We start from the raw sequence: 25,486 nt of genomic DNA, 5'->3' as shown, positions 1-25,486 counted from the left end.
TGGACAGGCCCGGCGGCTTGGCGTTAATCCTGCGGGTGATGCCGTCCATACCGGGGCTTTACCGCATGCTGGCTCTGCGCTCTTTACTGTTCAACATCGCCTTCTTCACCTGGACGGCTATCTACTGCTTCGCGATCGTCTGGACCCTGCTGGCACCGCGCAAGGTGATGCTGGCCGCGATCCGGGCCTATATGCACAGCCTGGTCTTCCTGGAACGCACCATCATCGGCCTGCGGTACGAGGTGAAGGGGGCGGAGCATCTGCCCGTGGACGGCTGCTATCTGGTCGGGGCCAAGCACCAGTCCATGTGGGAGACGATGAAGCTGCACATCCTCTTCCACGACCCCGCCATCGTGCTGAAGCACGAACTGCTCTACATCCCCATCTGGGGCTGGTATGCGTGGCGGGCCGACCTGATCCCGGTCAAGCGCGGCCGGCGCGGGGCGGCGATCAATTCCCTGGTCGCCGGCGCCCGCCGGATGCGCGACATGGGGCGGGAGATCGTGATCTTCCCGCAGGGTACCCGCGTGGCCGTCGGCGAATACCGGCCCTACAAGGTCGGCATCGGCGTGCTGTACGAGGATCTGGGCGTGCCGCTGGTGCCCATGGCCGTGAATTCGGGTGTCTTCTGGGGCCGGCACAGCTTCATCAAGCGGCCGGGCCTGATCACCATCGAATTTCTGCCGCCCATCCCGCCCGGCCTGCCCAAGGATGTGGTCCTGTTCGAACTGGAAGCAAGGCTGGAAGCCGCCAGCAACCGGCTGGCCCTCGCCGCCGGCGGCCCGGCCACGCTGAACCCCCATGCGGCCGATCCGCGCGGTGCCGCCGGGCGTCCCCCCGCCGAGAACGAGGAATGACGGGAAGCCGCGCACCGGCCCTTATCCGCGTTCCTTGAAGCTGCGGAGCTGGGTGTTCATCTGCACCGCCAGATTGCTCATCCGGTTCGTGGCCTCGTTGTAGCGGGCCGTCAGTTCCGGTGTGAAATTGCCCTTGGCTTCCGCCTCCAGGCAGGTCAGGAATTCCTGCGTTTCCACGATATAGGCCTTTATGGCCTCCTGCGCGGCCGCCATTTCGCCGGCGGCGGCCGTCACCCCATCCGGCACGGTGGGCGCATCGCCGATATGGCATTCCCCCGCCGCCGCAGGCAGTGGCAGCAGGAACAGGGCATAGGCCAGCAGGGTGGCACGGATCGGCTTGGACGACATGCGGACACCTCCGGACGCGGTGGCATCATGACGGGTGCTTCCCGTCATGCGGTTGCAAGGTTCCTTGCGCAATGCGCCTTGCTGCACTGCGGCAATTCATTCCGATTTCCTGTATAAAATCATGACATGACCGGCCCGAAAATCAACAATCGCGGCCATTACTTTTGTGCATCGCAACCAACCCAAGCCATGCACGAAATATTGTCACAATCGGGTTTGATTTTTTCTCAAGCCTTGCCTGGATTTTTAATATTCTTTCCTGCAACGCCAGTCTGCGCGCGCTGGCCCGTCGCGCTGCCGCCCCTGTTACCGGGAACCGCTGCAGCGGCGACGGCCACCGCGCGCCACAGGGGCGCTGGCGATTGATACCCGGTGAGCGGTGGCGATCACCGGGAAACGGCATAGCTGTGGCGCCAATGCGGGCGGGACCGGCGGCACCATGCCGGGGATGCGCATGTTTTCCCTTGTCGCCGCCGCGCGGGAGCGCTTATCAAGCCGGCACAGGGGCGAACCGCATCTAACGTCAAGGATTGAAACCCGTGAGAAGGATCACTCTGCCGGCAGTGGCACTGCTGGCGGCTGCCGGTGTCGCCCACGCCGAGGACAAGCCATATCAGGACGGCGCCTATGTCGCCTCCTCCGTCGGTGCCTATCTGGGCAACGATTATGCCCGCAGCCCCCTGTGGGCGTTGGCCAAGGGCCAGGCGGACAAGAAGTTCAACGCCACGCTGGCCGCGGGCTACCGCCTGGACGATTTCCGCTTCGAGATCGAGGGCGGGTTCGGCCGCCTGGCCGATGTCAAGAGCACGCAGCCGGGCTTCTCCACCATCCCCGGCTTCCCCACCAATGGCGATGTGACCATGTGGACGGCACTGGCCGGCGCCTATGTCGACGTGCCGGTGACCCGCACCTACCAGCCCTATCTGGGCCTGGGCGGCGGTGTGGCCAGGCTGGACAGCGACAGCCGCCTGGTGCTGGTCAATGACGGCACCCATGCCGCCGCCTTCGGCGAGGTCGGGTTGAACATGGTGGTGTGGCGTGGGCTGACCATGGCCCCCGGCTACCGCTATCTCTGGGTCAATGCCAAGGGTGGCGGGGCCGACAATGTCAGCAGCCACATCGTCAAGCTGACGGCACGGGCCCGTTTCTGAACACCCGGCGCGATGCAGAGCGGCGGCGGGTTCGCACCCCGTCCGCCGCCGCACGCGGCAGGGATGCGCGACCACCCGGCCGATTCCCCTTTTCACGCGGGGCGAACGGGTCTATATAGCCATCATCTTTATCCCATACGGACCGGCCAGCGACCGACGTTGGCAGGCTGGTCTGCTTTGCGGGTGGGCCTTTGGCCCGCCTTTTTGTTTATCTGGGCTCCGCTTATCCGGCATCGGCCGGTGTGGCGGGTGGAGTTGGAACGCGAATGGACGTGCTGGAGCGCATCAGCGGCATCATCACCCCCCCGGTCGAGGCCATGGGGTATGAGATCGTGCGCCTGCAGATTTCCGGCGGGCTGCGCCCGACCCTTCAGATCATGGCCGACCGCGCCGATGGCGGGGCCATGACGGTGGAGGATTGCGCCGACATCTCCCATGCGGTTTCGGCCCTGCTGGACGTGGAGGACCCGATCACGGGTGCCTATACGCTGGAAGTGTCGAGCCCCGGCATCGACCGCCCGCTGACCCGCCTGAAGGATTTCGAGCGGTTCAAGGGGCTGGAGGCCCGGCTGGAGACGATCGTTCCGCTGGACGGGCGCAAGCGTTTCCGCGGCACCCTTTATGGTGTGGAGGGCGGAAACGTCCTGATCGCCCTGGATGCCGGCACCGCACAGCCGCCCAAGCGCAAGCCCGGCGCAAAGGTATCCGCCAAGGCCAAGCCGGTGGAGATCGACCCCGGCATGGTGGAGGTGGCGGAAATCCCCTTCGACCAGGTGGCCAAGGCCAGGCTGGAACTGACCGACGCGCTTCTGCAGGCCGCTGCGGCCGAACAGGGGCTGGCCGCCGGGACCGAGGGCGGACAGATGGATGTGGATGACACGGCCAAGCCTGTGAAACGCCCCAAGCCCGTGCATCCGGGGCCGAAAGCCGATCAGGCCCCCAAGAAGAAGGGTCCGGGGCGCTTCGCCCGCAAGGGCCCGGACGATGAGCAGCATATTGAGACCATAGATGGCCCGACCGACGCCGATACCGGCGCCGGAACGGTCTGACGATCAGGAATAGAAGGCAGGGTTCGCCAGGATGGAACTGCTTCAGGTAGCCGACGCGGTCGCCCGCGAGAAGAACATCGACAAGGAGCATGTGCTCGAAGCCATGGAGGAGGCCATCAAGAAGGCTGGCCGCTCCAAATACGGGCACGAGCATGACATCCGCGCCCGCATCGACCGCAAGACGGGCGATATCCAGCTGACCCGCCACATGGAAGTGGTGGAAGAGGTGGAGAACGAGGCGACCCAGGTCCCGCTGGCCAAGGCCCGCCGCAAGAATCCGCGGGCCGAGATCGGCGATTTCATCGTCGACCCGCTGCCCCCCATCGATTTCGGCCGCATCGCCGCCCAGACGGCCAAGCAAGTCATCGTGCAGAAGGTGCGCGAGGCTGAGCGCGAGCGGCAATATAACGAGTATATCGACCGCAAGGGCGAGATCGTGAACGGTCTGGTCAAGCGCGTCGAGTACGGCAATGTCACCGTCGACCTGGGCCGGGCGGAAGCCATCCTGCGCCGTGACGAGTGCCTGCCGCGTGAGCATTTCAAGGTCGGTGACCGGGTGCGCGCCTATATCTATGACGTGCGCAAGGAACCGCGCGGGCCGCAGATCTTCCTGTCGCGCACCCATCCCATGTTCATGGCCGGCCTGTTCAAGGCCGAAGTGCCGGAAATCTACGACGGCATCATCGAGATCAAGGCCGTGGCCCGCGATCCCGGCAGCCGCGCCAAGATCGCCGTCATTTCCAAGGACAGCTCGATCGACCCCGTGGGCGCCTGCGTCGGCATGCGCGGCAGCCGCGTTCAGGCCGTGGTGGGCGAGCTGCAGGGCGAGAAGATCGACATCATCCCCTGGAAGCCCGATCCGGCCACCTTCGTCGTCAACGCGCTGGCCCCGGCCGAGGTGGCCAAGGTCGTGCTGGACGACGAGGGCAACAAGATCGAGGTGGTGGTGCCCGACGACCAGCTTTCGCTGGCCATCGGCCGCCGTGGCCAGAATGTGCGTCTGGCCTCGCAGCTCACCGGCTGGACCATCGACATCATGACCGAGGCGGAGGAGCGCGAGCGCCGGCAGGCCGAGTTCTCGTCCCGCTCCTCGCTGTTCATGGAAGCCCTGGATGTCGACGACATGATCGCCCATCTGCTGGTGAACGAAGGCTTCACCTCGGTGGAGGAGATCGCCTTCGTCGATCTGGACGAACTGACCCGGATCGAGGCGTTCGACGAGGATGTGGCCGCCGAGCTGCAGAACCGTGCCGTCATCTTCCTGGAACAGCAGAACGAGATCCTGGACGGCAAGCGCCGCGAGCTGGGGGTGGAGGACGATGTCGCCGCCATCGAGGCGCTGACGCCCGCCATGCTGGTCAAGCTGGGTGAAAAGGACGTCCGCACGCTGGACGACCTGGCCGACCTGGCCGGCGACGAGTTGCTGGACATCATCGGCAAGGATGCCATGACGCTGGACGAGGCCAATGAGGTGATCATGGCCGCCCGCGCGCATTGGTTCGCCGAGGAGGAAGGGGCGGAGGGCTGAGGCCTTCCCTCCCTTCATGTGTGAGGTCATGGGGATCGGGGTCATGAGCGGCGGCAGTGAAGCGACGACCGGCTATCCGCCGGAACTCGATGCCGAGGCACAGGCCGACGAGCCGGAGGCCGTGGCGGGACGCAAAAGCCCGCTGCGCCGCTGCATCGCCAGCGGGAAGGTCCAGGACAAGGCGGGCATGGTCCGCTTCGTCATCGGGCCGGACCAGCAGGTGGTGCCCGACGTGGACGAAACCCTGCCCGGGCGCGGGCTGTGGTTGACGGCCGAGGTGGGTTTGGTTGAAAAGGCCCTGGCCAAGGGGCTTTTCGCCAAGGCAGCCCGCCGCGGTGTCAAACCCGTGCCGGACCTGTTGGCGCTGACGCGCCGGCTGATCCGGCGCCGCGCCCTGGGACTGGTCGGTCTTGCCCGGAAGGGCGGGGGCGCCCTGGCCGGGTTTGAAAAGGTACAGGCTGCATTGCGTTCCGGTTTCATCGGCCGGGCGGGCGGTGCGGGCCAAAAGAGTGTAGGATTGTGGTTGGAGGCATGTGACGGGTCCGACGATGGCCGGACCAAGTTGTATGCCTTGGCACAGGCGCGGGGCGTGCCGCTGGTCGATGTGTTCGATCGGGCGGAACTGGGTGCGGCCCTGGGTCGGGAAGAGGCGGTGCATGTTGTGCTGGCGGCCGGGCCGCTGGCAAAGCAGGTCCGCCGCGAGGTTGCACGGTTTTCCGCGCTTGGCGGGGCAGATGCCTGAGTTCTTGGGCATCTGGATAGGTTTCAACGGCTTACTGTCGGATTAGGGATGAGCGATACCAACGACCAGAACCGCGACAAGAAGGTGCTGACCCTGGGTGGTCGCGGCACGCTTGGACTGGGTGGGGCCAACAAGCCGAAGCAGGCGGCGGCCCCCGCACAGCAGGCAGGCGGCGCAGCAGGCACCGTGCGCCAAAGCTTTTCGCATGGGCGCGGCAAGGAAGTGGCGGTCGAGGTCAAGCGCAAGCGGACCTTCGAGAAGGGCGCCGTGCCCGGCGTGGCCGATGGCGGCGCCGCTGCCCGACGCGCGGCAGAGGGTGCGGCCGGTGGCCGTGGCCCGCAGCCGCGTGGCAACGCCCCCCGGCAGTTGAGCGACGCCGAGCGTGAAGCGCGCATCCGCGCCCTGCGGTCCGCCGCGGAGGCCGAGGATCGCCGCGTCACGGCCGAGGAGGAACGCGCCGCGCAGGAAGCCCTGGAGGCCGAAATCCGCGCCGCCGAGGAGGCCGAGGCCCGCGCTGCCGCGGAAGCCGATGCCGCCGTCGCGAGGGCCGCCGCCGATGCCGCCGCCGCCGAGCCGCTGGACGAGGACACGGTCCGCCGTCGCGAGATGGAGGAGCTGCGCGCCATCCAGGAGGCCGAGAAGGCCGCCGCCACGGAAGCCGAGCGCAAGCGCAAGGAAGCCGAGGACGCCCGCAAGGCCGAAGCCGCCAGCCGGTCGGAGACCAGCCGGTCCCGCCATGCCGCCCCGGCCGCCGGCAAGGAGGAGGAGCGCACACCCCGTCCGGCCGCGACCACGGATGCCGGCGGCGCTGCCCGTCCGGTGGCCCCGCGCCCCGCGGGCGACTTCGAGGATGAGGACGGTCCCCGCCGCGCCAAGGTCGCCGGCCCCGGCAAGGCCCCGGCCAAGGTTCCCGCAGCACCTGTCAAGGCGAAGGGTGACGACAAGCGCCGCGGCGGCAAGATGACCATCTCGCAGGCCCTGTCCGATGATGATGGCCGCCGCGGCCGGTCGATGGCCGCCGCAAAGCGCGCCCGCGAACGTGAGCGGCTGCGCCAGTTCGGCCGGCAGGAAACCCAGAAGGTGACGCGCGACGTGATCGTCCCGGAGGTCATCACGGTGGGCGATCTTGCCAACCGTATGGCCGAGCGCGGGGCCGACGTCGTGAAGACGCTGATGCGCATGGGCGTGATGGCCACCATCACCCAGACCATCGATGCCGACACGGCCGAGCTGGTCGTGCAGGAGATGGGCCATCGTCCGACCCGCGTGGCCGAGAGCGACGTGGAAATCGGCGTGAAGGGCGAGGTGGACCGCACCGAGGATCTGGTGTCGCGTCCCCCCGTCGTCACGGTCATGGGCCATGTCGACCACGGCAAGACCTCGCTGCTGGACGCGCTGCGCAAGACCGATGTGGCGGCCCGCGAGGCCGGCGGCATCACCCAGCATATCGGCGCCTATCAGGTGACGCTGGCGTCGGGGTCGAAGATCACCTTCATCGACACCCCGGGCCACGCCGCCTTCACCGAGATGCGGGCCCGTGGCGCCAACGTCACGGACGTGGTGGTGCTGGTCGTGGCGGCCGATGACGGCGTCATGCCGCAGACGATCGAGGCCATCCGCCATGCCAAGGCGGCGGGCGTGCCCATCATCGTCGCCATCAACAAGTGCGACCTGCCGGCCGCCCGGGCCGAGCGCGTGCGCCAGGAACTGCTCCAGCACGACCTGGTCGTCGAAAGCATGGGTGGCGAGGTCCTGGATGTGGAAGTGTCGGCCAAGGTCGGCCTCAACCTGGACAAGCTGGAAGAAGCCATCCTGCTGCAGGCCGAAATCCTGGAGCTGAAGGCCAACCCGGACCGCACCGCCGATGGCGTGGTGGTGGAAGCCAAGCTGGACAAGGGCCGTGGCCCCGTGGCCACCGTGCTGGTCAAGCGCGGCACCCTGCAGGTCGGTGACATCGTCGTGACCGGTTCCGAATGGGGCCGTGTCCGCGCCCTGGTCAATGACCGCGGCACCAATGTCACCGATGCCACCCCCGCCACCCCGGTGGAGGTGCTGGGCCTGGGCGGCGTGCCGCTGGCCGGTGAGGAAATGGTCGTGGTCGACAGCGAGAGCCGCGCCCGCGAAATCACCGAATATCGCGCCCGCAAGAAGCGCGAGGCCGAAAGCGCCAAGTCCGGCCGCGGTTCGCTGGAGCAGATGTTCAAGCAGATCCAGGCGGGCGAGGCCAAGGAACTGCCCATCGTCATCAAGGGCGACGTGCAGGGTTCGGTGGAGGCCATTTCCGGCGCGCTGGAGAAGCTGACGGCCGAACATACGGAAGTGAAGGTGCGCGTGCTGACGTCCGGCGTGGGCGCCATCACCGAAAGCGACATCACGCTGGCCAATGCCTCCAAGGGCCTGGTCGTGGGCTTCAATGTCCGCGCCAACCCGCAGGCCCGCGACATGGCCAAGCGCGATGGCGTGGAAATCCGCTACTACTCGATCATCTACAACATCATCGATGACGTGAAGCAGATGCTGACCGGCATGCTGTCGCCGACGCTGCGGGAGAAATTCCTGGGCAACGCGCAGATCCTGCAGGTCTTCAACATCACGAAGGTCGGCAAGGTTGCCGGCTGCCGCGTGAGCGAGGGCATCGTGAAGCGTGGCGCCAAGGTCCGCCTGCTGCGCGACAATGTGGTGATCCACGAGGGTACGCTGAAGACCCTGAAGCGCATGAAGGACGAAGTCCGCGAAGTGCGCGAAGGTTTCGAATGCGGCATGGCCTTCGAGAATTACGACGATATCCGCGAAGGCGACATCATCGAAGCCTTCGAGATGGAAGAGATCGCCCGCGCCCTGTAACCGGGTTCGGACGGGATATCGGAAAAGGCCGGCGGCCCGAACAGGGGCGCCGGCCTTTTCCTTTTCGCCCGGTGCCGCGAAGGTAGCGCCGTACAAGAGTGGTATGCCAACTCGCGATGAGGAGAACGCATCGCGCGTTGGTCCGGCGGCGACCGCGGCCGCGCCGCTCGTGCGGGGTAGCCAAGCCGATGAATGTTGGGGCCGGCGTGAAAAACCGGCGCCATAGGCCGTTCCCATTTCGATTTCAAGATGAAGGCCTCGCCATGGCCTCCATGTTTTCATCGCATGGCTTGTGTGATGAAACGCACATCGAACACCGTTCAAGTTCGGCTAAACAGTCTTCACCGCGATGACGTGGCTAGGTTTCAAACAAGAAATCGCCACAATTGCAATAACGAGTGAAGAAAGTGGTTCCAGGAATGCGCCATGAATTGGCGCCACAGGAAAGCTGTGTCACTGGAAACCTGAATGGAGAAATAAATGTCCCGTATTGCTTCTGCTCTGCTTGGTGGTGTTGCTCTGGTCGCCGTTGGCGCCGCTCCGTCGCTGGCGCAGTCGCCCTTCGATGGGGCCTATGTCGGCGCCTATACCGGCTACACCGACAATAACGCTTCGGCCGCCTCCGGCGCCGCGAATGCCAAGTTCGACAGCGACGGCTGGCTGTATGGTGCCTATGCCGGCTATGGCAAGACCTTCGACAGCTTTTATCTGGGCGGTGAAATCGACCTGGGCAGCGCCGACATCTCGGGCAAGGGCACCGTTGCCGGCCTGCCGACCTCGCTGTCGATGAATGAAAGCTACGGCATCTCGGCCCGTGCCGGCTATCTGATCAGCAATGACGCCCTGCTTTACGGCCGCGTCGGCTGGCAGCGGACCAATTATGAGGTTTCGGTCGGCTCCGGCGCCACCCGCATCAAGGCCGATGACACGCTGGACGGGCTGCGCCTGGGTGGTGGTCTGGAATATGCCCTGACGCAGAATGTCCTGGCCCGCGTGGAATACAACTACACGGACTATGACAAGACCAGGTTCGATGAGAACCAGATCCGCGTCGGCGTCGCCTACCGGTTCTGACGAGCCCCCGTCCCGCCCGCTCCCCACACCGGGCGGCACGCCAGGGCAGGCCCGGTAACGCCCTCAACGGACCTGCCCTTTTCAAGCCCCCGGCGCCAATCCCCAGGCGCCGGGGGTTTTTACATCATCCGCTTGGCCGGCCCGCACCCGTCAACCCCGGCCGGCCACGGCCCGGTCCCCGACATAGGGGTTGGATTGCCGCTCGCGCCCGAAGGTGGACAGGCCGCCATGACCCGGCAGGAACGTGATGTCATCGCCCAGCGGGAACAGCTTTTCGCGGATGGACCGGATCAGGTCATCCATGTTCCCGCCGGGAAAGTCCGTGCGGCCGATCGACCCTTCGAAGATCACATCGCCGACAATGGCGAACCGCGACGGCTCGTGGAAGAACACGACATGGCCGGGCGTGTGGCCGGGGCAATGGAAGACCTGCAGGGTCAGGTCCCCCACCGTGACGCTGTCGCCTTCCACCAGCCAGCGGTCGGGCGTGAAGGGACGGGCATAGGGCATGCCATAGCCGGCCCCGTGGTCCTTCAGCGCGATGATCCAGTAATTATCCTCGATGGCCGGACCTTCCACGGGCACGCCCAGCGCATCCTGCAGGTCGGCCACGGCCGCCGCATGGTCCACATGCCCGTGGGTGACCAGGATGCGCTCGACGGTCAGCCCGTTCTTGGCCACGGCCTGGCGGATCTGGTCCACCCCGCCGCCGGGGTCGATCACGGCGGCGCGCAACGTGCGCGTACACCAGATGATGGAGCAATTCTGCTGGAACGGGGTGACCGGAATGATCACAGCCTTCATCGGGGGTGTCGCACTCATTCCTTCACGCCTTCCGCCATATGGATTTCAGCACCGGATGCGTGGGTGACATCCGGCACCCCGGCTTGTCAACCACGTCATCCCGCATCACGCCCGCTATCACACAAGGCATCACACAAATTATCACACCCGGGCCGCCAGTTCGCCCAGGCCCCGGTCGCGGATGCCCAGTTGCGCCAGATGATCGATCAGGCTGGTCAGATAATCGATATTGCGGCCGGACATGCCGACCCCCTGGCGGATCAGCGCCGCCGTGCCATCCAGGCCCAGCCGGCCGCAATACTGTTCGTGCCGTGGGTTGGCCGTGAAAGCCAGGGCCTGCACATCGCCCCCTTGCGTGCCGACCCGCAGCCGGCGGGGGATATAGACGCTGTAGGCCATTTCCCGCTGCCACAGATAATCCAGCACGCCCGGCACCGCGTCGCCCGCCACGCGATAGACGCGGCCCCGGCAGGACCCGCCCCGGTCCAGCCCCAGCACGGCCCCCGGCCGTTCGGGCGTGCCGCGATGCTGGTGGCTGTAGATGCAGAAACCCCGGTGCCAGCCCCGCAGCAGCCCTTCACGCTGTTCCACGAAGGCGAAGCCCGGATTCCACATCAAGGAACCATAGGCGAAGACCCACAGGTCCGCACCGGGCGGGTGGTCGAAATCGGGAATGGGGGCCGTGTCGTTCATTCCAGGTTGCCGGTTCCATCTCGCAATCGCAAAATGGTACCGCAAGCCGGCGGCGGGCGGAACCGCCCTTGATGCCGATCAACCTTTCGCCAACGGAATCACCGCCATGCTGCGCCGTTACCGCCCGTTGTTCCTGGCCCTGTCAGTGGCCATCCTGCTGCTGCTGGCCTATACGGCCTTCTGGGCCACGGCCGCCGGCCGGCTGCGCACCGCGCTGGCCACCGCCCCCGAACAGGCGCTGGCCGGACAGGGCGTGGTGCTGGCCCTGGGGGACCCGGTGGTGGAGGGCTTCCCCCTGCACCTGACAGTGCGGCTGGCGGGCATGCGGGCGCAATGGCCCAGCGGCACCGTGGTGGAGAGCGGGCCGCTGGAACTGACGGCCTGGGCCTGGGCACCTTCGGATATCAAACTGGCCGGCAAGGGCCCGGTGCGGCTGGACCTGGCGGGGTCTTCCCGCCACGCGCCCGTGGCGGGTCAGGCCGCCGGCCTGACGGGCGCACTGATGCTGGGCACCGGCGGGCAAATCCGGTCCGCCACCTTGATGCTGGAACAGCCGCACACGGCCGCCGCCGGCGATCTGGGTCCCCTGGCAGCGGCCGCCGCGACCGTCACCTGGACAGCCCCTTTGAGGGCACCGGCCGGCCCGACCGATCCGCAGGGCCGGACCAGCCTGCTGATCCTGGGGCTGGACCTGCCGGGCGCCGTGCCGGCCCCGCTGGGCCGCCGGGTCGACCAGATCGCCCTGTCCTTCGAACCGCGCGGCCCCCTGCCCGCCGGGCCCGGTGCGGCGGGACTGGCGGCCTGGCGCGATGGGGGCGGAACCCTTGAAATCCTGGCCCTGCGCCTGTTGTGGAGCGGGATCGACATGCGGATGGAGGGCACGCTGGCCCTGGACCGCACCCTGCAGCCCGAAGGGGCCGGCACGGCCGAACTGTCGGGCAGCGACGCCCTGGTCGACATGATGGTTCGAAACGGCAGCCTGGAAGCAGGTCAGGGCGACGCCGTCAAGGCGGCCCTGGGCATGATGGCGCGGCGGACCGTCGACGGGCGGCATGCCGTGGCCGTGCCCGTCAGCCTGCAGGAAAGCAAGCTGTTCATCGGCCCGATCCCGGTGGCGACAGTGCCGCCCCTGTCATGGGATTGATATGCCGCTCCCCTCAGAGAATCCCGGTAGAGACCTCATATTTTCCTTTATTTTCAGATACTTAAACAAGAGATTTCGGGGATTCTCTGGTCATTTGGGTGTACCATCAATCATGGATGCCCCTTGTATGTCGGATTCAGCTGATCCGTGCGATGGTTTGGCTACGCCGCACGAAGGGCGCAGCGGCGGCCGCCGCATCACCCCAGCGGCGGAGTGACGCCACGGGGCAGCAGCAGCCAGTAGCGGCCCTGGCTTTTCATGAGGCCGGCGCGCTGCTCGGCTTCCGGACCGTGGCCCCAGAACACATCGCCGCGCACCGGGCCGCGGATGGCCCCGCCCGTATCCTGTGCCACCATCAGGCGGCGGATGCGGGTGTCGGCCGCCAGCGGGTCCTGTGCCTCCAGCCAGACGGGCACGCCATAGGCGATGAAGCTGCGGTCCACGGCCAGCGACCGGCCCGGCGTCAGGGCCACGCCCTGCGCACCCACCGGCCCCTCCCCTTCCAACTGGCGGAAGAAGACGAAGGACGGGTTGGTGTCCAGCAGCGCCTTGGCCTCGCCCGGATGGGCCTCCAGCCAGGCGCGGATGGATTGCATGGACACTTCCTCGCGGGTCAGCGCACCGCGCGCCACCAGTTCGCGGCCGATGGCGACATAAGGGTGCCCGTTCTGACCGTCATAACCGATGCGGATCTGGCTGCCGTCAGGCAGCGTCACGCGGCCCGAACCCTGTATCTGGACAAAGAAGGCATCCACCGGGTCATCGACATAGAGCAGTTCCAGGTTGCGGCCCGCCAGGGCCCCGCCCTCGATCGCCTTGCGGTCGGCGAAGGGCTTCAACTGCCCGTTCACGACCCGGCCGGCGATACGCTCCCCCTTCAGGTTGGGCCGGAATTCGCCCAGGTCGACCATCACAAGATCGCCCGGCCGCTTGTAGAGCGGGGTCTGATAGCGGCCCTGGCGGCGGAAGGAACCGCGCAGCGCGCTTTCGTAATAGCCCGTGAACAGTCCCTCGGCAGCACCATTGTCGCTGGCTGCCCAGGGCTGGAACAGGCTTTCCAGCACCTGGCGCGCAGCGGCATGATCACCGGCCGGCAACCGGGCCAGGGCGGCACAGGGCGCCGTCCAGTCGCCGATCCGGCCCATGGCCCCGTCGGGTCCCAGCGCGCGATCCGCGGGCTGCCTTCCCAGCCGCTCGCAGGATTTCAGCAGGGCTGGCAGGGCATCCGCCTGCCGGTCAGCCGTCCAGCCTGGCAGTTCGGCGAAGCTGGCGGGATGCAGCACCAGACGGGCCGGCGGCTTTTCGGGTTCCGGTGCCGGAACCGCCGGCAGGCGGGGCGGCTGGGCGCAGGCGGCCAGCAGGGCAAGGGCAAGGATGGCGGCGATACGGGAGATGGAACGATGCATCGATGGCGGCCTGTGGTCGGTGCGCACAATGAAAAGGGCGCCCGCAAGGGGGCGCCCTGGAAGATCGGTTCGCTGACAGCCCCCGTCAACCGCCGCTGCGCGTTTCGCTGAGCAGCCAGTTCGGGTCGCCGGAACGGGTATTGCGGCTGAAGGTCCAGATATCCGTCACTTCCTCGGGCTGGTTCTCGTCCCCGTCGACGATATTGCCCTGCGCATCGCGGGTGACATGGGTCTGGCGCGTCGTGAAGGTGACGGTACACAGCGCCGTGCGCCCTTCCATCCGGGCGGCCGACAGGTCGACCGCCTCGAAGCTGTGGATACGGCTTTCCAGCGTCTCCCCCGCGGCCTGACGGTCGCGGATGGCGCCGGCGAACCGGTCATAGACATCATCGGCCAGCAGCGGCCGCAGCGTCGGTGTATCACCCTGGGCATAGGCGTTGACGATCATTTCGAATGCCGCGCGCGCGCCCTGCAGGAAGGTGCGCTCGTTGAAATCCGGGTCGGCCGCACGGATCAGGCGCAGGCCATCGACCAGCGACACGGGCCCCGACGGATCGGCCGGCAGGGGCTCTCCCTCCGCCCCGTCGCGGCTGCGCGGCGGCAGCGGAATGACATTGTCGCTGTCCGGGCCATTGACGGTGGGTCCCGTCGACGAGCTGTCATTGCGCTGGGCGAACGGATTGGGGCGTTCCCGCTCCTCCCCATGGCGGCGGCCAAGGACATTGCGCAGGCGATAAATGAAGAACGCCGCGACCATCCCGAAAATCAGAATTTCCAGCCAGACGGCACCCATCGCATCACCCAATATCTGCCCTTGCACACGGCCCGGTGCGATCCCCATCTGACAGTCAGGCGGTCCTCGCCATCCGTCCGTCCGGGCGCTACCATTAACGAAGCCTGTTCGTTAGATAGGCCCTCAATCCGTAAAGAGCAAGGACAGCCATGCGTTTCCTGGTGCCATTACTCCTGTTGCCCCTGATCGAGATTGCCGGTTTCGCCTGGGTCGGGTCCCAGGTGGGCGCGGTGAGCACGGTGCTGCTCGTCGTGCTGTCGGGCATTGTCGGGGTGCTGCTGATCCAGCGCCAGGGGCTGGAAGGCGTGCGCCGGGCCCAGATCGGCCTGCAGACGGGCGAGGTGGCGCCCATGCGGGAGATGTTCGACGGGCTGTGCTTCGCCTTTGCCGGCATCCTGCTGGTGATCCCCGGCTTCTTCACCGACCTTCTGGCCCTGATCCTGTTCATTCCGGGGGTGCGGCGGGCGCTTCTGTCGCGCATGACCATCTTCATGGAGGTGAACGGCGCCCCCGTCCGGCCCCGCCCCGCCCCCGGCCGCACCACCATCATCGACGGCGATTTCCAGGATGTCTCCCGGCCGGAAGGCGGCGATGGCGCCCCGGTGGATGGCGCCCCCGTCATCGGCGACAGGGCCGGTGAGCTGCCCCCACCCGACAGCAAGTGGCGTCCCCCCGGTTCCCCCACCTGACGCGCAAAAGAAAGGCGCGGGTCCCGGGGTGGGAACCCGCGCCTTCTTCGGCCCGATGGGAGGCCTTGTTCAGAAGCGGACCAGACCGACCAGATCCTTCACCTCGTTCATGGTGCGGCCGGCGATCTCGCCCGCACGCTCCGCCCCGCGCTTCAGCAGCCGGTCCAGTTCGGCCCGGTCACCCAGCAGGCGGTTCATCTCACCGGCGATGGGGGCCAGCCTAGCAACGGCCAGATCAGCCAGCGCCCCCTTGAAGGCGCTGAACTGCTGCCCGCCGAATTCCGACAGCACGGCGGCCTTCGTCGTGTCCGACAGGGCGGCATAGATCGTCACCAGATTGGCGGCCTCCGGCCGGCCTTCCAGCCCCTCGGCCGCCGACGGCAGCGGTTCCGGATCGGTCTTGGCCTTGCGGATCTTCAGGGCGATCGTGTCGGCATCATCGGTCAGGTTGATGCGGCTGTACTCGCTCTCGTCGGACTTGGACATCTTCTTGGTGCCGTCGCGCAGGCTCATGACGCGCGTCGCCTCGCCCAGGATCTGCGGTTCCGGCAGGGGGAAGAAATCGTCCGCCTTGTAATAGCGGTTGAAGGCGCCGGCGATGTCCCGGGCCAGTTCCAGATGCTGCTTCTGGTCCTCGCCCACCGGCACATGCGTGGCCTTGTACAGCAGGATGTCGGCCGCCATCAGCACGGGATAGGCGTAAAGACCCAGGACGGCATTGTCCTTCTGCTTGCCCGCCTTCTCCTTGAACTGGGTCATGCGGTTCAGCCAGCCCAGCGGTGTATGGCAGGTCAATATCCAGTTCAGTTCGGCATGTCCCGGCACGGCCGACTGATTGAACAGGATGTTCTTCTCCGGATCGATGCCGGCGGCGATATAGGCCGCCGCGACCTCGCGGATGTTGGACCGCAGGGTTTCCGGGTCGTGGGCGATGGTCATGGCATGCATGTCGACCACGCAGAAGATGGCCTGCGCATCATGCTGCAGCTTCACCCAGTTCTTCAGCGCGCCCAGATAATTGCCGAGATGGAGCTGGCGGGTCGGCTGCATGCCGGAGAAGATAAGGGTCATCGCTATTCTCGAATGCTCGCTTGTGGAAGGCGAAATGCCGGGGAGCCTGTATCGCGTGCCAGCCGATGCCCGGTCAAGCGGCGGGAGGTGGATGGCTGCGCAGTCCTGGTGACCGCGACCCGCCGGCCGGTCCGCCATCATCCCGATGTCAGGATTTCCGATGTCAGGGTTTTGCGCCACCCCGCCGCAGCAGCCCCCTGATCTCTGCCGGGCGCGCCGCCCCCAGCAGGAAGCACAGCGCGAAATAGGTGACCGACGCGCCCGTGACGATGAGCGCCAGGGCCGCCACCTTGACCAGCCCCTGCCCGTCATAAAGCCACGGATGCAGCAGGCGGGCCAGGCCCCAGCCCGCCACCGCCAGCCCGGCGGCCGCCACGCCCATGCGCCACAGCCGCGCGGTCAGCCGCGCATCCAGCGCCAGCAACCCCCGCCGACGCAGACCGATGGCCAACAGCGCCACGTTCAGCCAAGCCGTCAGGCCCGGTGCCAGCGCCAGCCCCACATGGCCCAGCGGCCCGATCAGGGCCAGCGAGACGGCGATATTGCCCAGCAGGACGACGATGGCGATACGCACGGGCCCCTTCGTGTCCTGGCGCGCGAAATAGGCGGAAGACAGGATCTTGGCCGTGATGAAGGCCGGAATGCCGATGGCATAGGCCTGCAGGGCCGCCGCCGTGGCCGCCGTCGCCTCGGCCGTGAAGGCCCCGCCCTCGAACAGCACATGGATCAGCGGCCCGGGAATGGCCAGCAGGGCCACGGTGGCCGGCAGGCCCAGCAGGCCGGCGAATTCCAGCCCGCGCGACAGGCTGGCCTTCGCACCATCATGGTCCCCCGCCGCCATCTGCCGGGACAGGAGCGGCAGCAGGGCCGTGCCCACGGCAACGCCGATCACCGACATGGGCAACTGGTTCAGCCGGTCGGCATATTGCAGGTAGGATACGGCACCGGTCGGCAGCCAGGAGGCCAGGTTCGTGCCGATCAGCAGGTTGAACTGATAGACGCCGGCCCCCAGAATGCCCGGCGCCAGCAGGGCGAACAGCCGCTTCACCCGCGGCGTCAGGCGCGGCCGGCGCAGCGCCAGCCCCATGCCGGCCCGCCGGCAGGCCAGGATCATCCAGGCAAGCTGGGCCAGACCGGCCACAGGCACGCCATAGGCCAGCATCCAGTGCGCCTCCACCCCCAGCGGCCGCGACAGCAGCAGGCCGGAAATCTGGATGACGTTCAGCAGCACTGGCGCCGCCGCGAAAGGCCCGAACCGCCCGACGGCATTGAGTATTGATCCAAGAAGCGCCGTCAGAGAAATCAGCGCCAGATAGGGAAAAGTGATATAGGAAAGAGAGATGGCAAGCCGGAATTGTGCCGGATCATCGGTAAAGCCCGTGGCCAGTACGGCCACGACCCAGGGCATGGAAATCGCCATGATGATTGAGAAAACCATCAAGACAATGACCATGATGGCCAATGCCTCCTCCGCCAGGCCGCGCGCGCTGTCCTGCCCCTCCTTTTCCAGCGTGCCGCTGAACAGGGGCAGGAAGGCGGCCGTGAAGGCGCCCTCAGCAAACAAGGACCGGAACAGGTTGGGCAGGCGGAAGGCGACGAAGAACGCATCGGCCGCCATGCCCGTGCCCAGATAGCGGGCCATCAGCATGTCGCGCACGAAGCCCAGCACGCGGCTGACCATGGTGATGCCGCCGACGGTGGCGATGGCGCGGGCAAAGTTCATGGGGGTCGCTCAGGCTCCGGTGCGATGGAAATGCACCGTTTCAGCCCTTGAGACCGTCACCCCGGCGAAGGCCCGGGGTCCAGTATCGTGAAGCATGGTGCCTGGCAAACTGGACCCCGGCCTTCACCGGGGTGACGGTTGATGATTGGAGGAAGGAAGCTCCCCGCCCTCAATCCTTCAGGTCGGCCCAGAGTTCCTTGACCTTGGCGAAGAACCCCTCCGACTCGGGATTGTGGCCCTTCTCGGCGGCTTCCTTCTCAAACTCCCGCAGCAATTCCTGCTGGCGCTTGGTCAGGTTCACGGGCGTCTCGACCATCACATTGATGTACATGTCCCCCCGCGCCGGGCTGCGCAGAACGCTCATGCCCTTGGATTTCAGGCGGAACTGATGGCCCGTCTGCGTGCCGCCGGGCACGTTCACCTTGGCGCGGCTGCCATCGATGGTCGGTACCTCGATCGTGCCGCCCAGGGCCGCCGTCGTCATGGGGATGGGCACGCGGCAATGCAGGTTGGCGCCATCGCGCTGGAAGAACCGGTGCGGGCTGATCGACAGGAAGATATAGAGATCGCCCGGCGTGCCGCCACGCAGCCCCGCCTCTCCCTCCCCGGCCAGGCGGATGCGGGTGCCATCCTCCACGCCGGCCGGGATCGTGACCTGCAGGGTCTTCTCCTTGCGCACGCGGCCCTGGCCGCCGCAATGGCGGCAGGGGTCCTTGATCACCCGGCCGGCCCCGCCGCAGGTGGGGCAGGAACGCTCGATGGTGAAGAAGCCCTGCTGGGCCCGTACCTTGCCCGCCCCGTTGCAGGTGCCGCAGGTGGTGGGGCTGCTGCCCGTCTCCGCCCCGGACCCGCCGCAGGGATCGCACATGACGCTGGTCGGCACGCGCACCTGCGTGGCGGAGCCCTTGAAGGCGTCCTCCAGGCTGATTTCCAGGTTATAGCGCAAGTCCGCGCCGCGGTTGTTGGTCTGGCCGCCACGGCCGCCACGGCCCATGAACTCCCCGAACATCTCGTCGAAGATGTCGGCAAAGCCGCCGCCGAAATCGAAGCCGCCGGGCCCCGCACCGGGCCGCCCGCCGCCACCGCCCTCGAACGCGGCATGGCCGAACCGGTCATAGGCGGCGCGCTTCTGCTCGTCCTTCAGGCAATCATAGGCTTCGTTGATTTCCTTGAACTTCTGCTCGGCCGTCTTGTCACCCTGGTTGCGGTCCGGGTGGTACTGCATGGCCAGCTTGCGGTACGCCTTCTTCAGCTCATCGGCGTTGGCGGACTTGGCAACGCCGAGAACTTCGTAATAGTCGCGCTTGGACATGGGTGGCCTCTGTTCCTTCTCGCATCCGATCCGGCCGCCCTGTCACAGGCGCAGCCCCCGGACCTGAAGCCAATCCTCACAATTCCACGCCGGTGCCTGCCATGCAACAGGCCCGCCCGGGGAAACCGGGCGGGCCCGCACATGTTCCGGACCGGCGGTCCCGCCCCCGTCGGGGGTCAGGTCATCAGTTCTTCTTGCGGTCGTCGACTTCCTCGAAGTCGGCGTCCACGACCTTGTCGCCACCGGCCGCGTCATCGTCGCCGGCAGATGCCTGCGGACCATTCTCGGCGGCGCCGTCTTCCTGGCCGGCCTTGTACAGGGCCTCGCCCACCTTCATGCTGGCCTGGGCCAGCGCGTCGGTCTTGGCCTTGATCTCCGCGGCGTCATCCCCCCCCATCGCGGCCTTCAGGTCGGCGATGGCGGTTTCCACCGCGGCCTTGTCGGACGGGGAGATCTTGTCCTCATTGTCCTTCAGGGTGCGTTCGGTGGAATGGACCAGACCGTCGGCATGGTTCCTGGCTTCCACCAGTTCCTTGCGCTTCTTGTCTTCGGCCGCATGCTCCTCGGCATCCTTGACCATCTTCTGGATATCGGCGTCCGACAGGCCGCCCGACGCCTGGATGCGGATCACCTGCTCCTTGCCGGTGGCCTTGTCCTTGGCGCCGACATTGACGATGCCGTTCGCATCGATGTCGAAGGTCACCTCGATCTGCGGGACGCCGCGGGGGGCGGACGGGATGCCCATCAGGTCGAACTGGCCCAGCATCTTGTTGTCCGCGGCCATTTCGCGCTCACCCTGGAAGACGCGGATGGTCACGGCCGACTGGTTGTCCTCCGCCGTGGAGAACACCTGGGACTTCTTGGTCGGGATGGTCGTGTTGCGGTCGATCAGGCGGGTGAAGACGCCACCCAGCGTCTCGATACCCAGCGACAGCGGGGTGACGTCCAGCAGCAGCACGTCCTTGACGTCGCCCTTCAGGACCCCACCCTGGATGGCGGCACCGACGGCCACCACCTCGTCGGGATTCACGCCGCGGTTCGGCTCCTTGCCGAAAATCTGCTTCACGGTCTCGATGATCTTGGGCATGCGGGTCATGCCGCCGACCAGGATCACCTCGTCCACTTCCGACGCCTTCAGGCCGGCATCCTTCAGGGCCGCCTGGCAGGGGCCGACGGTGCGGCGCACCAGATCATCCACCAGGGCTTCCAGCTTGGCGCGGGTCAGCTTGATGTTCAGGTGCTTCGGGCCGGATGCATCGGCCGTGATGAAGGGCAGGTTGACTTCCGTCTGAACGGAGGAGGACAGCTCGATCTTGGCCTTTTCCGCGGCTTCCTTCAGGCGCTGCAGGGCCAGCCGATCCTTGCGCAGGTCGATGCCCTGCTCCTTCTGGAACTCCTCTGCCAGGTAATCGATGATCTTGCTGTCGAAATCCTCACCGCCCAGGAACGTGTCGCCGTTCGTGGACTTCACCTCGAACACGCCATCACCGATTTCCAGGATCGACACGTCGAACGTGCCGCCGCCAAGGTCGTACACGGCAATGGTGCCGGCGCCCTTCTTTTCCATGCCATAGGCCAGTGCGGCGGCCGTCGGCTCGTTGATGATGCGCAGCACTTCCAGACCGGCGATCTTGCCGGCATCCTTGGTGGCCTGGCGCTGGCTGTCGTTGAAATAGGCCGGAACGGTGATCACGGCCTGGGTGACCTTCTCGCCCAGATACGCCTCGGCCGTTTCCTTCATCTTCTGCAGGATGAAGGCGCTGACCTGGCTGGGGCTGTACTTGTCGCCCTGCGCCTCGACCCAGGCATCGCCATTGCCGCCCGACACGATCTTGTAAGGAACAAGGGCGCTGTCCTTCTTCGTCACCGGGTCGTCATAGCGGCGCCCGATCAGGCGCTTGATGGCGAACAGCGTATTGTCCGGGTTGGTGACGGCCTGGCGCTTCGCGGGCTGTCCCGTCAGCCGTTCACCGCTCTGGGTGAAGGCGACCATGGACGGCGTGGTGCGGGCACCTTCCGTATTCTCGATAACCTTGGCCTGCGTGCCTTCCATCACGGCCACGCAGGAATTGGTGGTGCCCAGATCGATACCGATAACCTTGCTCATGACGACCTCTCTTTTCCGGCAGACCGCCCGCGGCCCAAATGCCCTCCGGCACCGCGATATGGTCCCCAATGGTTCTGACTGCCGGGTCCGGCCATCCCTGGCCGGGGAACCCAGCCGGCACCGGAAGACCTTCCATGCCGACGCACAGCAGATATAGGCAGGCCCGCGACCATGCGCAACTGTCCTGCCTTCATCCCAAGTTCACAGTTTACGGCAGGGCTGCCTTTCCGTGCGCACGTATCCTTTCGATTCGCCCTGTCCGGAAGGGGTAAGCACCTCCCTACCCTTCCGATGGACCGGCGTTGCGGGAAGGCAATGCCCTTTTATCGCGCACTTTAAATAATCATCCAACGCCAATAGTTGTGAAAGACATCTTACAGCCAGTTGAACCAGCATATGTACTGCCTAAGGTGGTGTATATTTATTAATTCAAAATATTAATACGTTTACATATCCCTTTCCCTCCGGAAACGGTCTAATGTCATCCCTAACAAGATCAAATGATGCGGCATATGCCGATAATTGCTTGTGGGGGCTTGGGATCATGAGCTGTTTAACGGAAGATTTCGACAGTTCCACCCTGGCGGCCGCAGAGGAAGGCGGACCGGAAACGGCATTGGCCATCCGCCGCTGCCTGGAAAGCCTGGTCCAGGAAGCGAAGCGGGGACAGATGGAGGATCTTGCCGAGTTCCTGGCGCTGGCCGTTCTGGCCGCCGACGACGCAGCCCGTGCCCGGCGCAAGCGGCTGATGCGGGCGGCCCCCCCGGAAATGGGCGATCTCGCGCGGCGCAAGGTGGCGGGCACCTGCTGACTGACGCAATATGCCGGTGACGATGTGCCGGTGACGCTGGCATCACCCCGGCGACATGCCGGGAGGGGGCATCACCCCGGCGACATGCCGGGAGGGGGCATCACCCCGGCGACAGGCCGGGAGAGCCGGAACGCCGGGGTCATGCCACATATCAGAAGGCCGGTCAGAAGGCGGCGTGGAGCCGGTCCAGGTCCTGGTCGGTGAAGTCGTAGGTGGCGTTGCAGAACTCGCACGTCACGGCCACCACCCCGTCGATCCGCATGTCATCCAGCTCGGCGCGGTCCAGACTGCGCAGCACGTCGCCCACCCGCTCGCGGGAGCAGCGGCAGCCGGGCCGCAGGGCCGTGCGCGGGTGGATGCGGGGCTGTTCCTCATGGAACAGCCGGTAGATCAGCTCATTGGCGCCAAGCGTCGGGCTCAGCAGCTCATCCGCCGTCACTGTGTCCAGCAACAGGCCGGCGCGGTTCCAGTCCTCTTCCCGCACGCCGGCCTGATGCTCGGTGAAGATACCGGCATCCTCCGGCGGCAGGGCCTGCAGCATGATCGCCCCGCCCACCCAGCGCCCGTCGGCATCCTTGCCCACGAAGCTCTTGATGCTGGCCGCCAGTTGCTCGCTCTGCCGGAAATAATGGCGCACGGCCTCGGCCAGGGTGGCGCCGCGCAGTTCCACGATGCCCTGGTAGCGCTCGGTATGCTCGCCCTGGTCCACGGTGAAGGCGACATAGCCCGACCCCAGAAGGGAGCCCAGGTCGGGCTTGAACCCCCTGTGCCCGCGCTGTTCGGCCAGCCGTTCCAGATCAACCCGGGCATAGCCGCGCAGATCGCCGACGGAGGTGACGTCGGCAACCGTATAGGCCACGGGCCCGTCACCCTTGGTCTGCAAGGTGAAGATGCCGTCATATTTCAGGGAGGAAGCCAGGGTGGCCGCCAGCAGGATGGTGTCCGCCAGCAGCGGCGCCAGTTCCTCCGGATAGGCATGGCGGGTCAATATCTCGTCCAGCGCCGGCCCCAGCCGGATCAGCCGCCCGCGGAAGGAGCTGCTGTCCAGCTGGAACGGCTGGCAGATATCGAACTCGGCCGTCACTTCATCGGTGTCGTGGCGGGGCTGGCCCGCCACGGGGGGTACGGAATTCATCGGTTCAGACACCAGGTCAGGATGCCCTTCTGGGCGTGCATGCGGTTTTCCGCCTCGTCCCACACCGCGGATTGCGGGCCGTCGATGATGGCCGACGTCACCTCTTCCTCGCGATGGGCGGGCAGACAATGCATGAATATGGCGTCTTTTTTCGCCAGGCCCATGATGCGTTCGTTGACCTGGTATGGCTTCAGCAGATTGTGGCGGCGATGCGCATCCTTGTTGTGCATCGACACCCAGGTGTCGGTGACGATGGCATCGGCCCCGGCGGCGGCCGTTTCCACATCGCGGTGGATGGTGACACGGCCATTATGCGCCTTGATCCATTCCAGCGTCTGGTGGGTGGGCGACAATTCCGGCGGGCAGGCGATGCGCAGTTCGAAATCGAACAGCACGGCGGCATGCACCAGGCTTTCGCAGACATTGTTGGCATCGCCGGTCCAGCAGAAGACCGCATCCTTGATCGGGCCCTTGCGTTCCTCGTAGGTCAGGATGTCGGCCATGATCTGGACGGGGTGCGAGCTGTCGGTCAGGCCGTTGATGACGGGGACGGTCGCCGCCTCCGCCATTTCATGCAGCTTCGCCTCATGGTCGGTGCGCAGCATGATGATGTCGACATAGCGCGACAGGACGCGGGCCGTGTCGCCGATCGTCTCGCCATGGCCAAGCTGGATTTCCTTGCCGGTCAGGCAGATCACCTCGCCGCCCAACTGGCGCATCCCCACCTCGAACGACACGCGGGTGCGCGTGCTGGGCTTTTCGAAGATCAGCGCCAGCGTCTTGCCCAGCAGCGGGCGTTCCGATCCCTGGCCGCGCTTCATGAAGGCGGCGCGGTCCAGCATCTCGCGCAGTTCGTCCAGGCTGTGCCGGTGGATGTCCAGGAAATGGCGGGGGGTCTTGTCGATGGTCATTGCGCCAGCTCCTGGCAGGTCTTGTCGATGATGGCGACGGCTTCGGCGATTTCCGGCTCGCCGATGGTCAGCGGCGGCAGGATGCGGATGACATTATCCGCCGCGGGCACGACCAGCAGGCCGTTGCGGCGCAGGGCCGTCACCACGTCCCCGTTCGGTTTGACGCATTTCAGGCCCAGCATCAGGCCCTTGCCGCGCACATCGGCCAGCACGGCCGGATGGCGGGCCACCAGGGCGGCCAGGGCGGCCTCCAGCCTGGTGCCGGTCTCCGCCACCTTCTCCAGGAAGCCGGGGGCGGTGACCACGTCCAGCACGGCGTTGGCGACAGCCATGGCCAGCGGATTGCCGCCGAAGGTGCTGCCATGGGTGCCGGGCACCATGCCGGCGGCGGCCTTCTCGCTGACCAGGCAGGCGCCGACGGGAAAACCGCCGCCGATGCCCTTGGCGATGCACATGACATCGGGCGCCACATCCGCCCATTCATGGGCGAACAGCTTGCCGGTCCGCCCGACGCCGGTCTGGATTTCGTCGAAGACCAGCAGCAGGCCGAACTCGTCCGCCGCCTGGCGCAGCGCCCGCAGATAATCCGGGCTGGCGACGCGGATGCCGCCTTCGCCCAGGATCGGTTCCACGATGATGCCGGCCGTCTGCGGCGTGATGGCGGCGCGCAACTCGTTCAGGTTCTCGAACGGGACCTGGTCGAACGCATCCAGCAGCGGGCCGAATCCGCCCGTCATCTTTTCCGACCGGGCGGCGGCGATGGCTGTGGTGGAACGGCCGTGGAAGGCGCCGCCGACCACGATGAAGCGGGTCTTTTCCGGATGGCCCGTGTCATGATGGTACTTACGCACCGTCTTCACGGCGCATTCCCACGCTTCCACCCCGGAATTGGTGAAGAACATCGTGTCGGCGAAGGTCAGTTCCGTCAGCCGCCCGGCAAGCTGCTCCTGCCCCGCCACGCGGAACAGGTTGGATGTATGCCAGAGCTTGCCCGCCTGCTCGGTCAGCTTCTGCACCAGGTAAGGATGCGCGTGACCCAGGGCGTTCACCGCGATGCCGGCGGTGAAATCCAGGAATTGTCGGCCGTCCGTATCCCAGATATGGGCGCCTTCACCCCGCTCGAACACAATGTCGACGCGGGAATAGGTGGGCATCACGGCAGGGATCACGGCCTCAACTCCATTGAGCCATAGGGTTCGCAACGTGTCGGGCCCTATGCCCGCACGCCGGAACCGCGGACTATTGGGTGGGAGTGTCCGCCTGTCAACTTACCCCCATGCATCCCTCACGTGTC

Annotated in this window: 22 protein-coding genes; 10 read left to right on the top strand and 12 right to left on the bottom strand. The window is 66.4% G+C overall.

Annotated elements, in window-relative coordinates; all coding sequences use genetic code 11:
* Nucleotides 1–38 precede the first annotated feature (38 nt).
* Nucleotides 39–857 (top strand): lysophospholipid acyltransferase family protein, encoded by an 819-nt coding sequence (locus tag ABC728_RS15930; protein WP_445376604.1) that lies wholly within the window; start codon nt 39–41, stop codon nt 855–857.
* 21 nt (nt 858–878) lie between these two features.
* Here the strand turns inward: ABC728_RS15930 and ABC728_RS15925 are convergent, their stop codons facing one another.
* Nucleotides 879–1,205 carry a hypothetical protein gene (locus ABC728_RS15925; RefSeq protein ID WP_416619331.1) on the bottom strand — a complete coding sequence of 109 codons (327 nt, stop codon included), beginning with the start codon at nt 1,203–1,205 and terminating at the stop codon, nt 879–881.
* Nucleotides 1,206–1,744: 539 nt separating this feature from the next.
* Between ABC728_RS15925 and ABC728_RS15920 the strand changes: the two genes are divergently transcribed.
* From ABC728_RS15920 to ABC728_RS15895, 6 genes are all read left to right on the top strand, one after another.
* On the top strand, nt 1,745–2,356 hold the full coding sequence (locus tag ABC728_RS15920) for an outer membrane beta-barrel protein (RefSeq protein WP_416619330.1): 612 nt from the start codon (nt 1,745–1,747) through the stop codon (nt 2,354–2,356).
* Between the two features lie 266 nt (nt 2,357–2,622).
* Nucleotides 2,623–3,405: a ribosome maturation factor RimP gene (rimP, locus tag ABC728_RS15915; RefSeq protein ID WP_416619329.1), complete on the top strand. Its 783-nt coding sequence runs from the start codon at nt 2,623–2,625 to the stop codon at nt 3,403–3,405.
* Nucleotides 3,406–3,436: 31 nt separating this feature from the next.
* Nucleotides 3,437–4,933 (top strand): transcription termination factor NusA, encoded by a 1,497-nt coding sequence (gene nusA, locus ABC728_RS15910; RefSeq protein ID WP_416619328.1) that lies wholly within the window; start codon nt 3,437–3,439, stop codon nt 4,931–4,933.
* 43 nt (nt 4,934–4,976) lie between these two features.
* Entirely contained in the window at nt 4,977–5,675 is a 699-nt protein-coding gene (locus tag ABC728_RS15905) for an RNA-binding protein (RefSeq protein WP_416619327.1), read from the top strand.
* A 48-nt stretch (nt 5,676–5,723) separates the two neighbouring features.
* Nucleotides 5,724–8,519 carry a translation initiation factor IF-2 gene (gene infB / locus ABC728_RS15900; protein ID WP_416619326.1) on the top strand — a complete coding sequence of 932 codons (2,796 nt, stop codon included), beginning with the start codon at nt 5,724–5,726 and terminating at the stop codon, nt 8,517–8,519.
* A gap of 480 nt (nt 8,520–8,999) precedes the next feature.
* Nucleotides 9,000–9,593, top strand: coding sequence for an outer membrane protein (locus ABC728_RS15895; RefSeq protein ID WP_416619325.1), 594 nt, complete (start codon nt 9,000–9,002; stop codon nt 9,591–9,593).
* A 150-nt stretch (nt 9,594–9,743) separates the two neighbouring features.
* Here the strand turns inward: ABC728_RS15895 and ABC728_RS15890 are convergent, their stop codons facing one another.
* Complete coding sequence (locus ABC728_RS15890) at nt 9,744–10,415, bottom strand: MBL fold metallo-hydrolase (RefSeq protein WP_416619324.1); 672 nt, start codon at nt 10,413–10,415, stop codon at nt 9,744–9,746.
* Nucleotides 10,416–10,538: 123 nt separating this feature from the next.
* Entirely contained in the window at nt 10,539–11,090 is a 552-nt protein-coding gene (locus ABC728_RS15885; protein ID WP_416619323.1) for a gamma-glutamylcyclotransferase, read from the bottom strand.
* Between the two features lie 106 nt (nt 11,091–11,196).
* On the opposite strand from ABC728_RS15885, the gene ABC728_RS15880 reads away from it, so the two are divergent.
* Nucleotides 11,197–12,234, top strand: a complete 1,038-nt coding sequence (locus ABC728_RS15880; RefSeq protein ID WP_416619322.1) for a DUF2125 domain-containing protein — start codon at nt 11,197–11,199, stop codon at nt 12,232–12,234.
* A 197-nt stretch (nt 12,235–12,431) separates the two neighbouring features.
* Here ABC728_RS15880 and mltA read toward each other — a convergent pair whose 3' ends face one another.
* Nucleotides 12,432–13,640, bottom strand: a complete 1,209-nt coding sequence (gene mltA / locus ABC728_RS15875) for a murein transglycosylase A (protein ID WP_416619321.1) — start codon at nt 13,638–13,640, stop codon at nt 12,432–12,434.
* Nucleotides 13,641–13,725: 85 nt separating this feature from the next.
* Nucleotides 13,726–14,481 carry a Tim44/TimA family putative adaptor protein gene (locus ABC728_RS15870; RefSeq protein WP_416619320.1) on the bottom strand — a complete coding sequence of 252 codons (756 nt, stop codon included), beginning with the start codon at nt 14,479–14,481 and terminating at the stop codon, nt 13,726–13,728.
* A 101-nt stretch (nt 14,482–14,582) separates the two neighbouring features.
* Here ABC728_RS15870 and ABC728_RS15865 point away from each other — a divergent pair, with 101 nt between their 5' ends.
* A complete protein-coding gene (locus tag ABC728_RS15865; protein ID WP_416619319.1) occupies nt 14,583–15,122 on the top strand; it encodes an FxsA family protein in 540 nt (179 codons plus the stop codon).
* A 69-nt stretch (nt 15,123–15,191) separates the two neighbouring features.
* Here the strand turns inward: ABC728_RS15865 and trpS are convergent, their stop codons facing one another.
* The 4 genes from trpS to dnaK all read right to left on the bottom strand — a co-directional run bounded on the left by trpS (nt 15,192) and on the right by dnaK (nt 21,335).
* Nucleotides 15,192–16,193 (bottom strand): tryptophan--tRNA ligase, encoded by a 1,002-nt coding sequence (trpS, locus tag ABC728_RS15860; RefSeq protein ID WP_416619318.1) that lies wholly within the window; start codon nt 16,191–16,193, stop codon nt 15,192–15,194.
* 163 nt (nt 16,194–16,356) lie between these two features.
* Nucleotides 16,357–17,916: a murein biosynthesis integral membrane protein MurJ gene (gene murJ, locus ABC728_RS15855; protein ID WP_416619317.1), complete on the bottom strand. Its 1,560-nt coding sequence runs from the start codon at nt 17,914–17,916 to the stop codon at nt 16,357–16,359.
* Between the two features lie 169 nt (nt 17,917–18,085).
* A complete protein-coding gene (gene dnaJ / locus ABC728_RS15850) occupies nt 18,086–19,228 on the bottom strand; it encodes a molecular chaperone DnaJ (RefSeq protein WP_416619316.1) in 1,143 nt (380 codons plus the stop codon).
* A gap of 184 nt (nt 19,229–19,412) precedes the next feature.
* Nucleotides 19,413–21,335 carry a molecular chaperone DnaK gene (gene dnaK, locus ABC728_RS15845; RefSeq protein ID WP_416619315.1) on the bottom strand — a complete coding sequence of 641 codons (1,923 nt, stop codon included), beginning with the start codon at nt 21,333–21,335 and terminating at the stop codon, nt 19,413–19,415.
* Nucleotides 21,336–21,879: 544 nt separating this feature from the next.
* Here dnaK and ABC728_RS15840 point away from each other — a divergent pair.
* On the top strand, nt 21,880–22,146 hold the full coding sequence (locus tag ABC728_RS15840; RefSeq protein WP_416619314.1) for a hypothetical protein: 267 nt from the start codon (nt 21,880–21,882) through the stop codon (nt 22,144–22,146).
* Between the two features lie 163 nt (nt 22,147–22,309).
* Here ABC728_RS15840 and hslO read toward each other — a convergent pair whose 3' ends face one another.
* The 3 genes from hslO to ABC728_RS15825 are packed head-to-tail and all read right to left on the bottom strand — an operon-like array spanning nt 22,310 to nt 25,361.
* A complete protein-coding gene (gene hslO, locus ABC728_RS15835; RefSeq protein WP_416619313.1) occupies nt 22,310–23,281 on the bottom strand; it encodes an Hsp33 family molecular chaperone HslO in 972 nt (323 codons plus the stop codon).
* The gene (argF, locus tag ABC728_RS15830; RefSeq protein ID WP_416619312.1) at nt 23,278–24,192 is read right to left on the bottom strand and encodes an ornithine carbamoyltransferase; all 915 of its coding nucleotides are present in this window, start codon (nt 24,190–24,192) and stop codon (nt 23,278–23,280) included. Before argF ends, hslO begins: the two co-directional genes overlap by 4 nt.
* A complete protein-coding gene (locus ABC728_RS15825) occupies nt 24,189–25,361 on the bottom strand; it encodes an aspartate aminotransferase family protein (RefSeq protein WP_445376603.1) in 1,173 nt (390 codons plus the stop codon). The genes argF and ABC728_RS15825 overlap by 4 nt, the downstream gene beginning before the upstream one ends.
* Nucleotides 25,362–25,486: the final 125 nt, after the last annotated feature.

It is taken from the genome of Niveispirillum fermenti (assembly GCF_052474395.1).
This window is presented reverse-complemented; position numbering and strand designations above follow the sequence as displayed.

What these genes read in the sequence shown, in the direction of transcription:
- ABC728_RS15930 (WP_445376604.1), top strand. Translation starts at nt 39, where the DNA reads ATGCCGTCCATACCGGGGCTTTACCGCATGCTGGCTCTGCGCTCTTTA.
- ABC728_RS15925 (WP_416619331.1), bottom strand. Translation starts at nt 1,205, where the DNA reads ATGTCGTCCAAGCCGATCCGTGCCACCCTGCTGGCCTATGCCCTGTTC.
- rimP (WP_416619329.1), top strand. Translation starts at nt 2,623, where the DNA reads ATGGACGTGCTGGAGCGCATCAGCGGCATCATCACCCCCCCGGTCGAG.
- nusA (WP_416619328.1), top strand. Translation starts at nt 3,437, where the DNA reads ATGGAACTGCTTCAGGTAGCCGACGCGGTCGCCCGCGAGAAGAACATC.
- ABC728_RS15905 (WP_416619327.1), top strand. Translation starts at nt 4,977, where the DNA reads ATGAGCGGCGGCAGTGAAGCGACGACCGGCTATCCGCCGGAACTCGAT.
- infB (WP_416619326.1), top strand. Translation starts at nt 5,724, where the DNA reads ATGAGCGATACCAACGACCAGAACCGCGACAAGAAGGTGCTGACCCTG.
- ABC728_RS15895 (WP_416619325.1), top strand. Translation starts at nt 9,000, where the DNA reads ATGTCCCGTATTGCTTCTGCTCTGCTTGGTGGTGTTGCTCTGGTCGCC.
- ABC728_RS15890 (WP_416619324.1), bottom strand. Translation starts at nt 10,415, where the DNA reads ATGAGTGCGACACCCCCGATGAAGGCTGTGATCATTCCGGTCACCCCG.
- ABC728_RS15885 (WP_416619323.1), bottom strand. Translation starts at nt 11,090, where the DNA reads ATGAACGACACGGCCCCCATTCCCGATTTCGACCACCCGCCCGGTGCG.
- ABC728_RS15880 (WP_416619322.1), top strand. Translation starts at nt 11,197, where the DNA reads ATGCTGCGCCGTTACCGCCCGTTGTTCCTGGCCCTGTCAGTGGCCATC.
- mltA (WP_416619321.1), bottom strand. Translation starts at nt 13,640, where the DNA reads ATGCATCGTTCCATCTCCCGTATCGCCGCCATCCTTGCCCTTGCCCTG.
- ABC728_RS15870 (WP_416619320.1), bottom strand. Translation starts at nt 14,481, where the DNA reads ATGGGGATCGCACCGGGCCGTGTGCAAGGGCAGATATTGGGTGATGCG.
- ABC728_RS15865 (WP_416619319.1), top strand. Translation starts at nt 14,583, where the DNA reads ATGCGTTTCCTGGTGCCATTACTCCTGTTGCCCCTGATCGAGATTGCC.
- trpS (WP_416619318.1), bottom strand. Translation starts at nt 16,193, where the DNA reads ATGACCCTTATCTTCTCCGGCATGCAGCCGACCCGCCAGCTCCATCTC.
- murJ (WP_416619317.1), bottom strand. Translation starts at nt 17,916, where the DNA reads ATGAACTTTGCCCGCGCCATCGCCACCGTCGGCGGCATCACCATGGTC.
- dnaJ (WP_416619316.1), bottom strand. Translation starts at nt 19,228, where the DNA reads ATGTCCAAGCGCGACTATTACGAAGTTCTCGGCGTTGCCAAGTCCGCC.
- dnaK (WP_416619315.1), bottom strand. Translation starts at nt 21,335, where the DNA reads ATGAGCAAGGTTATCGGTATCGATCTGGGCACCACCAATTCCTGCGTG.
- ABC728_RS15840 (WP_416619314.1), top strand. Translation starts at nt 21,880, where the DNA reads ATGAGCTGTTTAACGGAAGATTTCGACAGTTCCACCCTGGCGGCCGCA.
- hslO (WP_416619313.1), bottom strand. Translation starts at nt 23,281, where the DNA reads ATGAATTCCGTACCCCCCGTGGCGGGCCAGCCCCGCCACGACACCGAT.
- argF (WP_416619312.1), bottom strand. Translation starts at nt 24,192, where the DNA reads ATGACCATCGACAAGACCCCCCGCCATTTCCTGGACATCCACCGGCAC.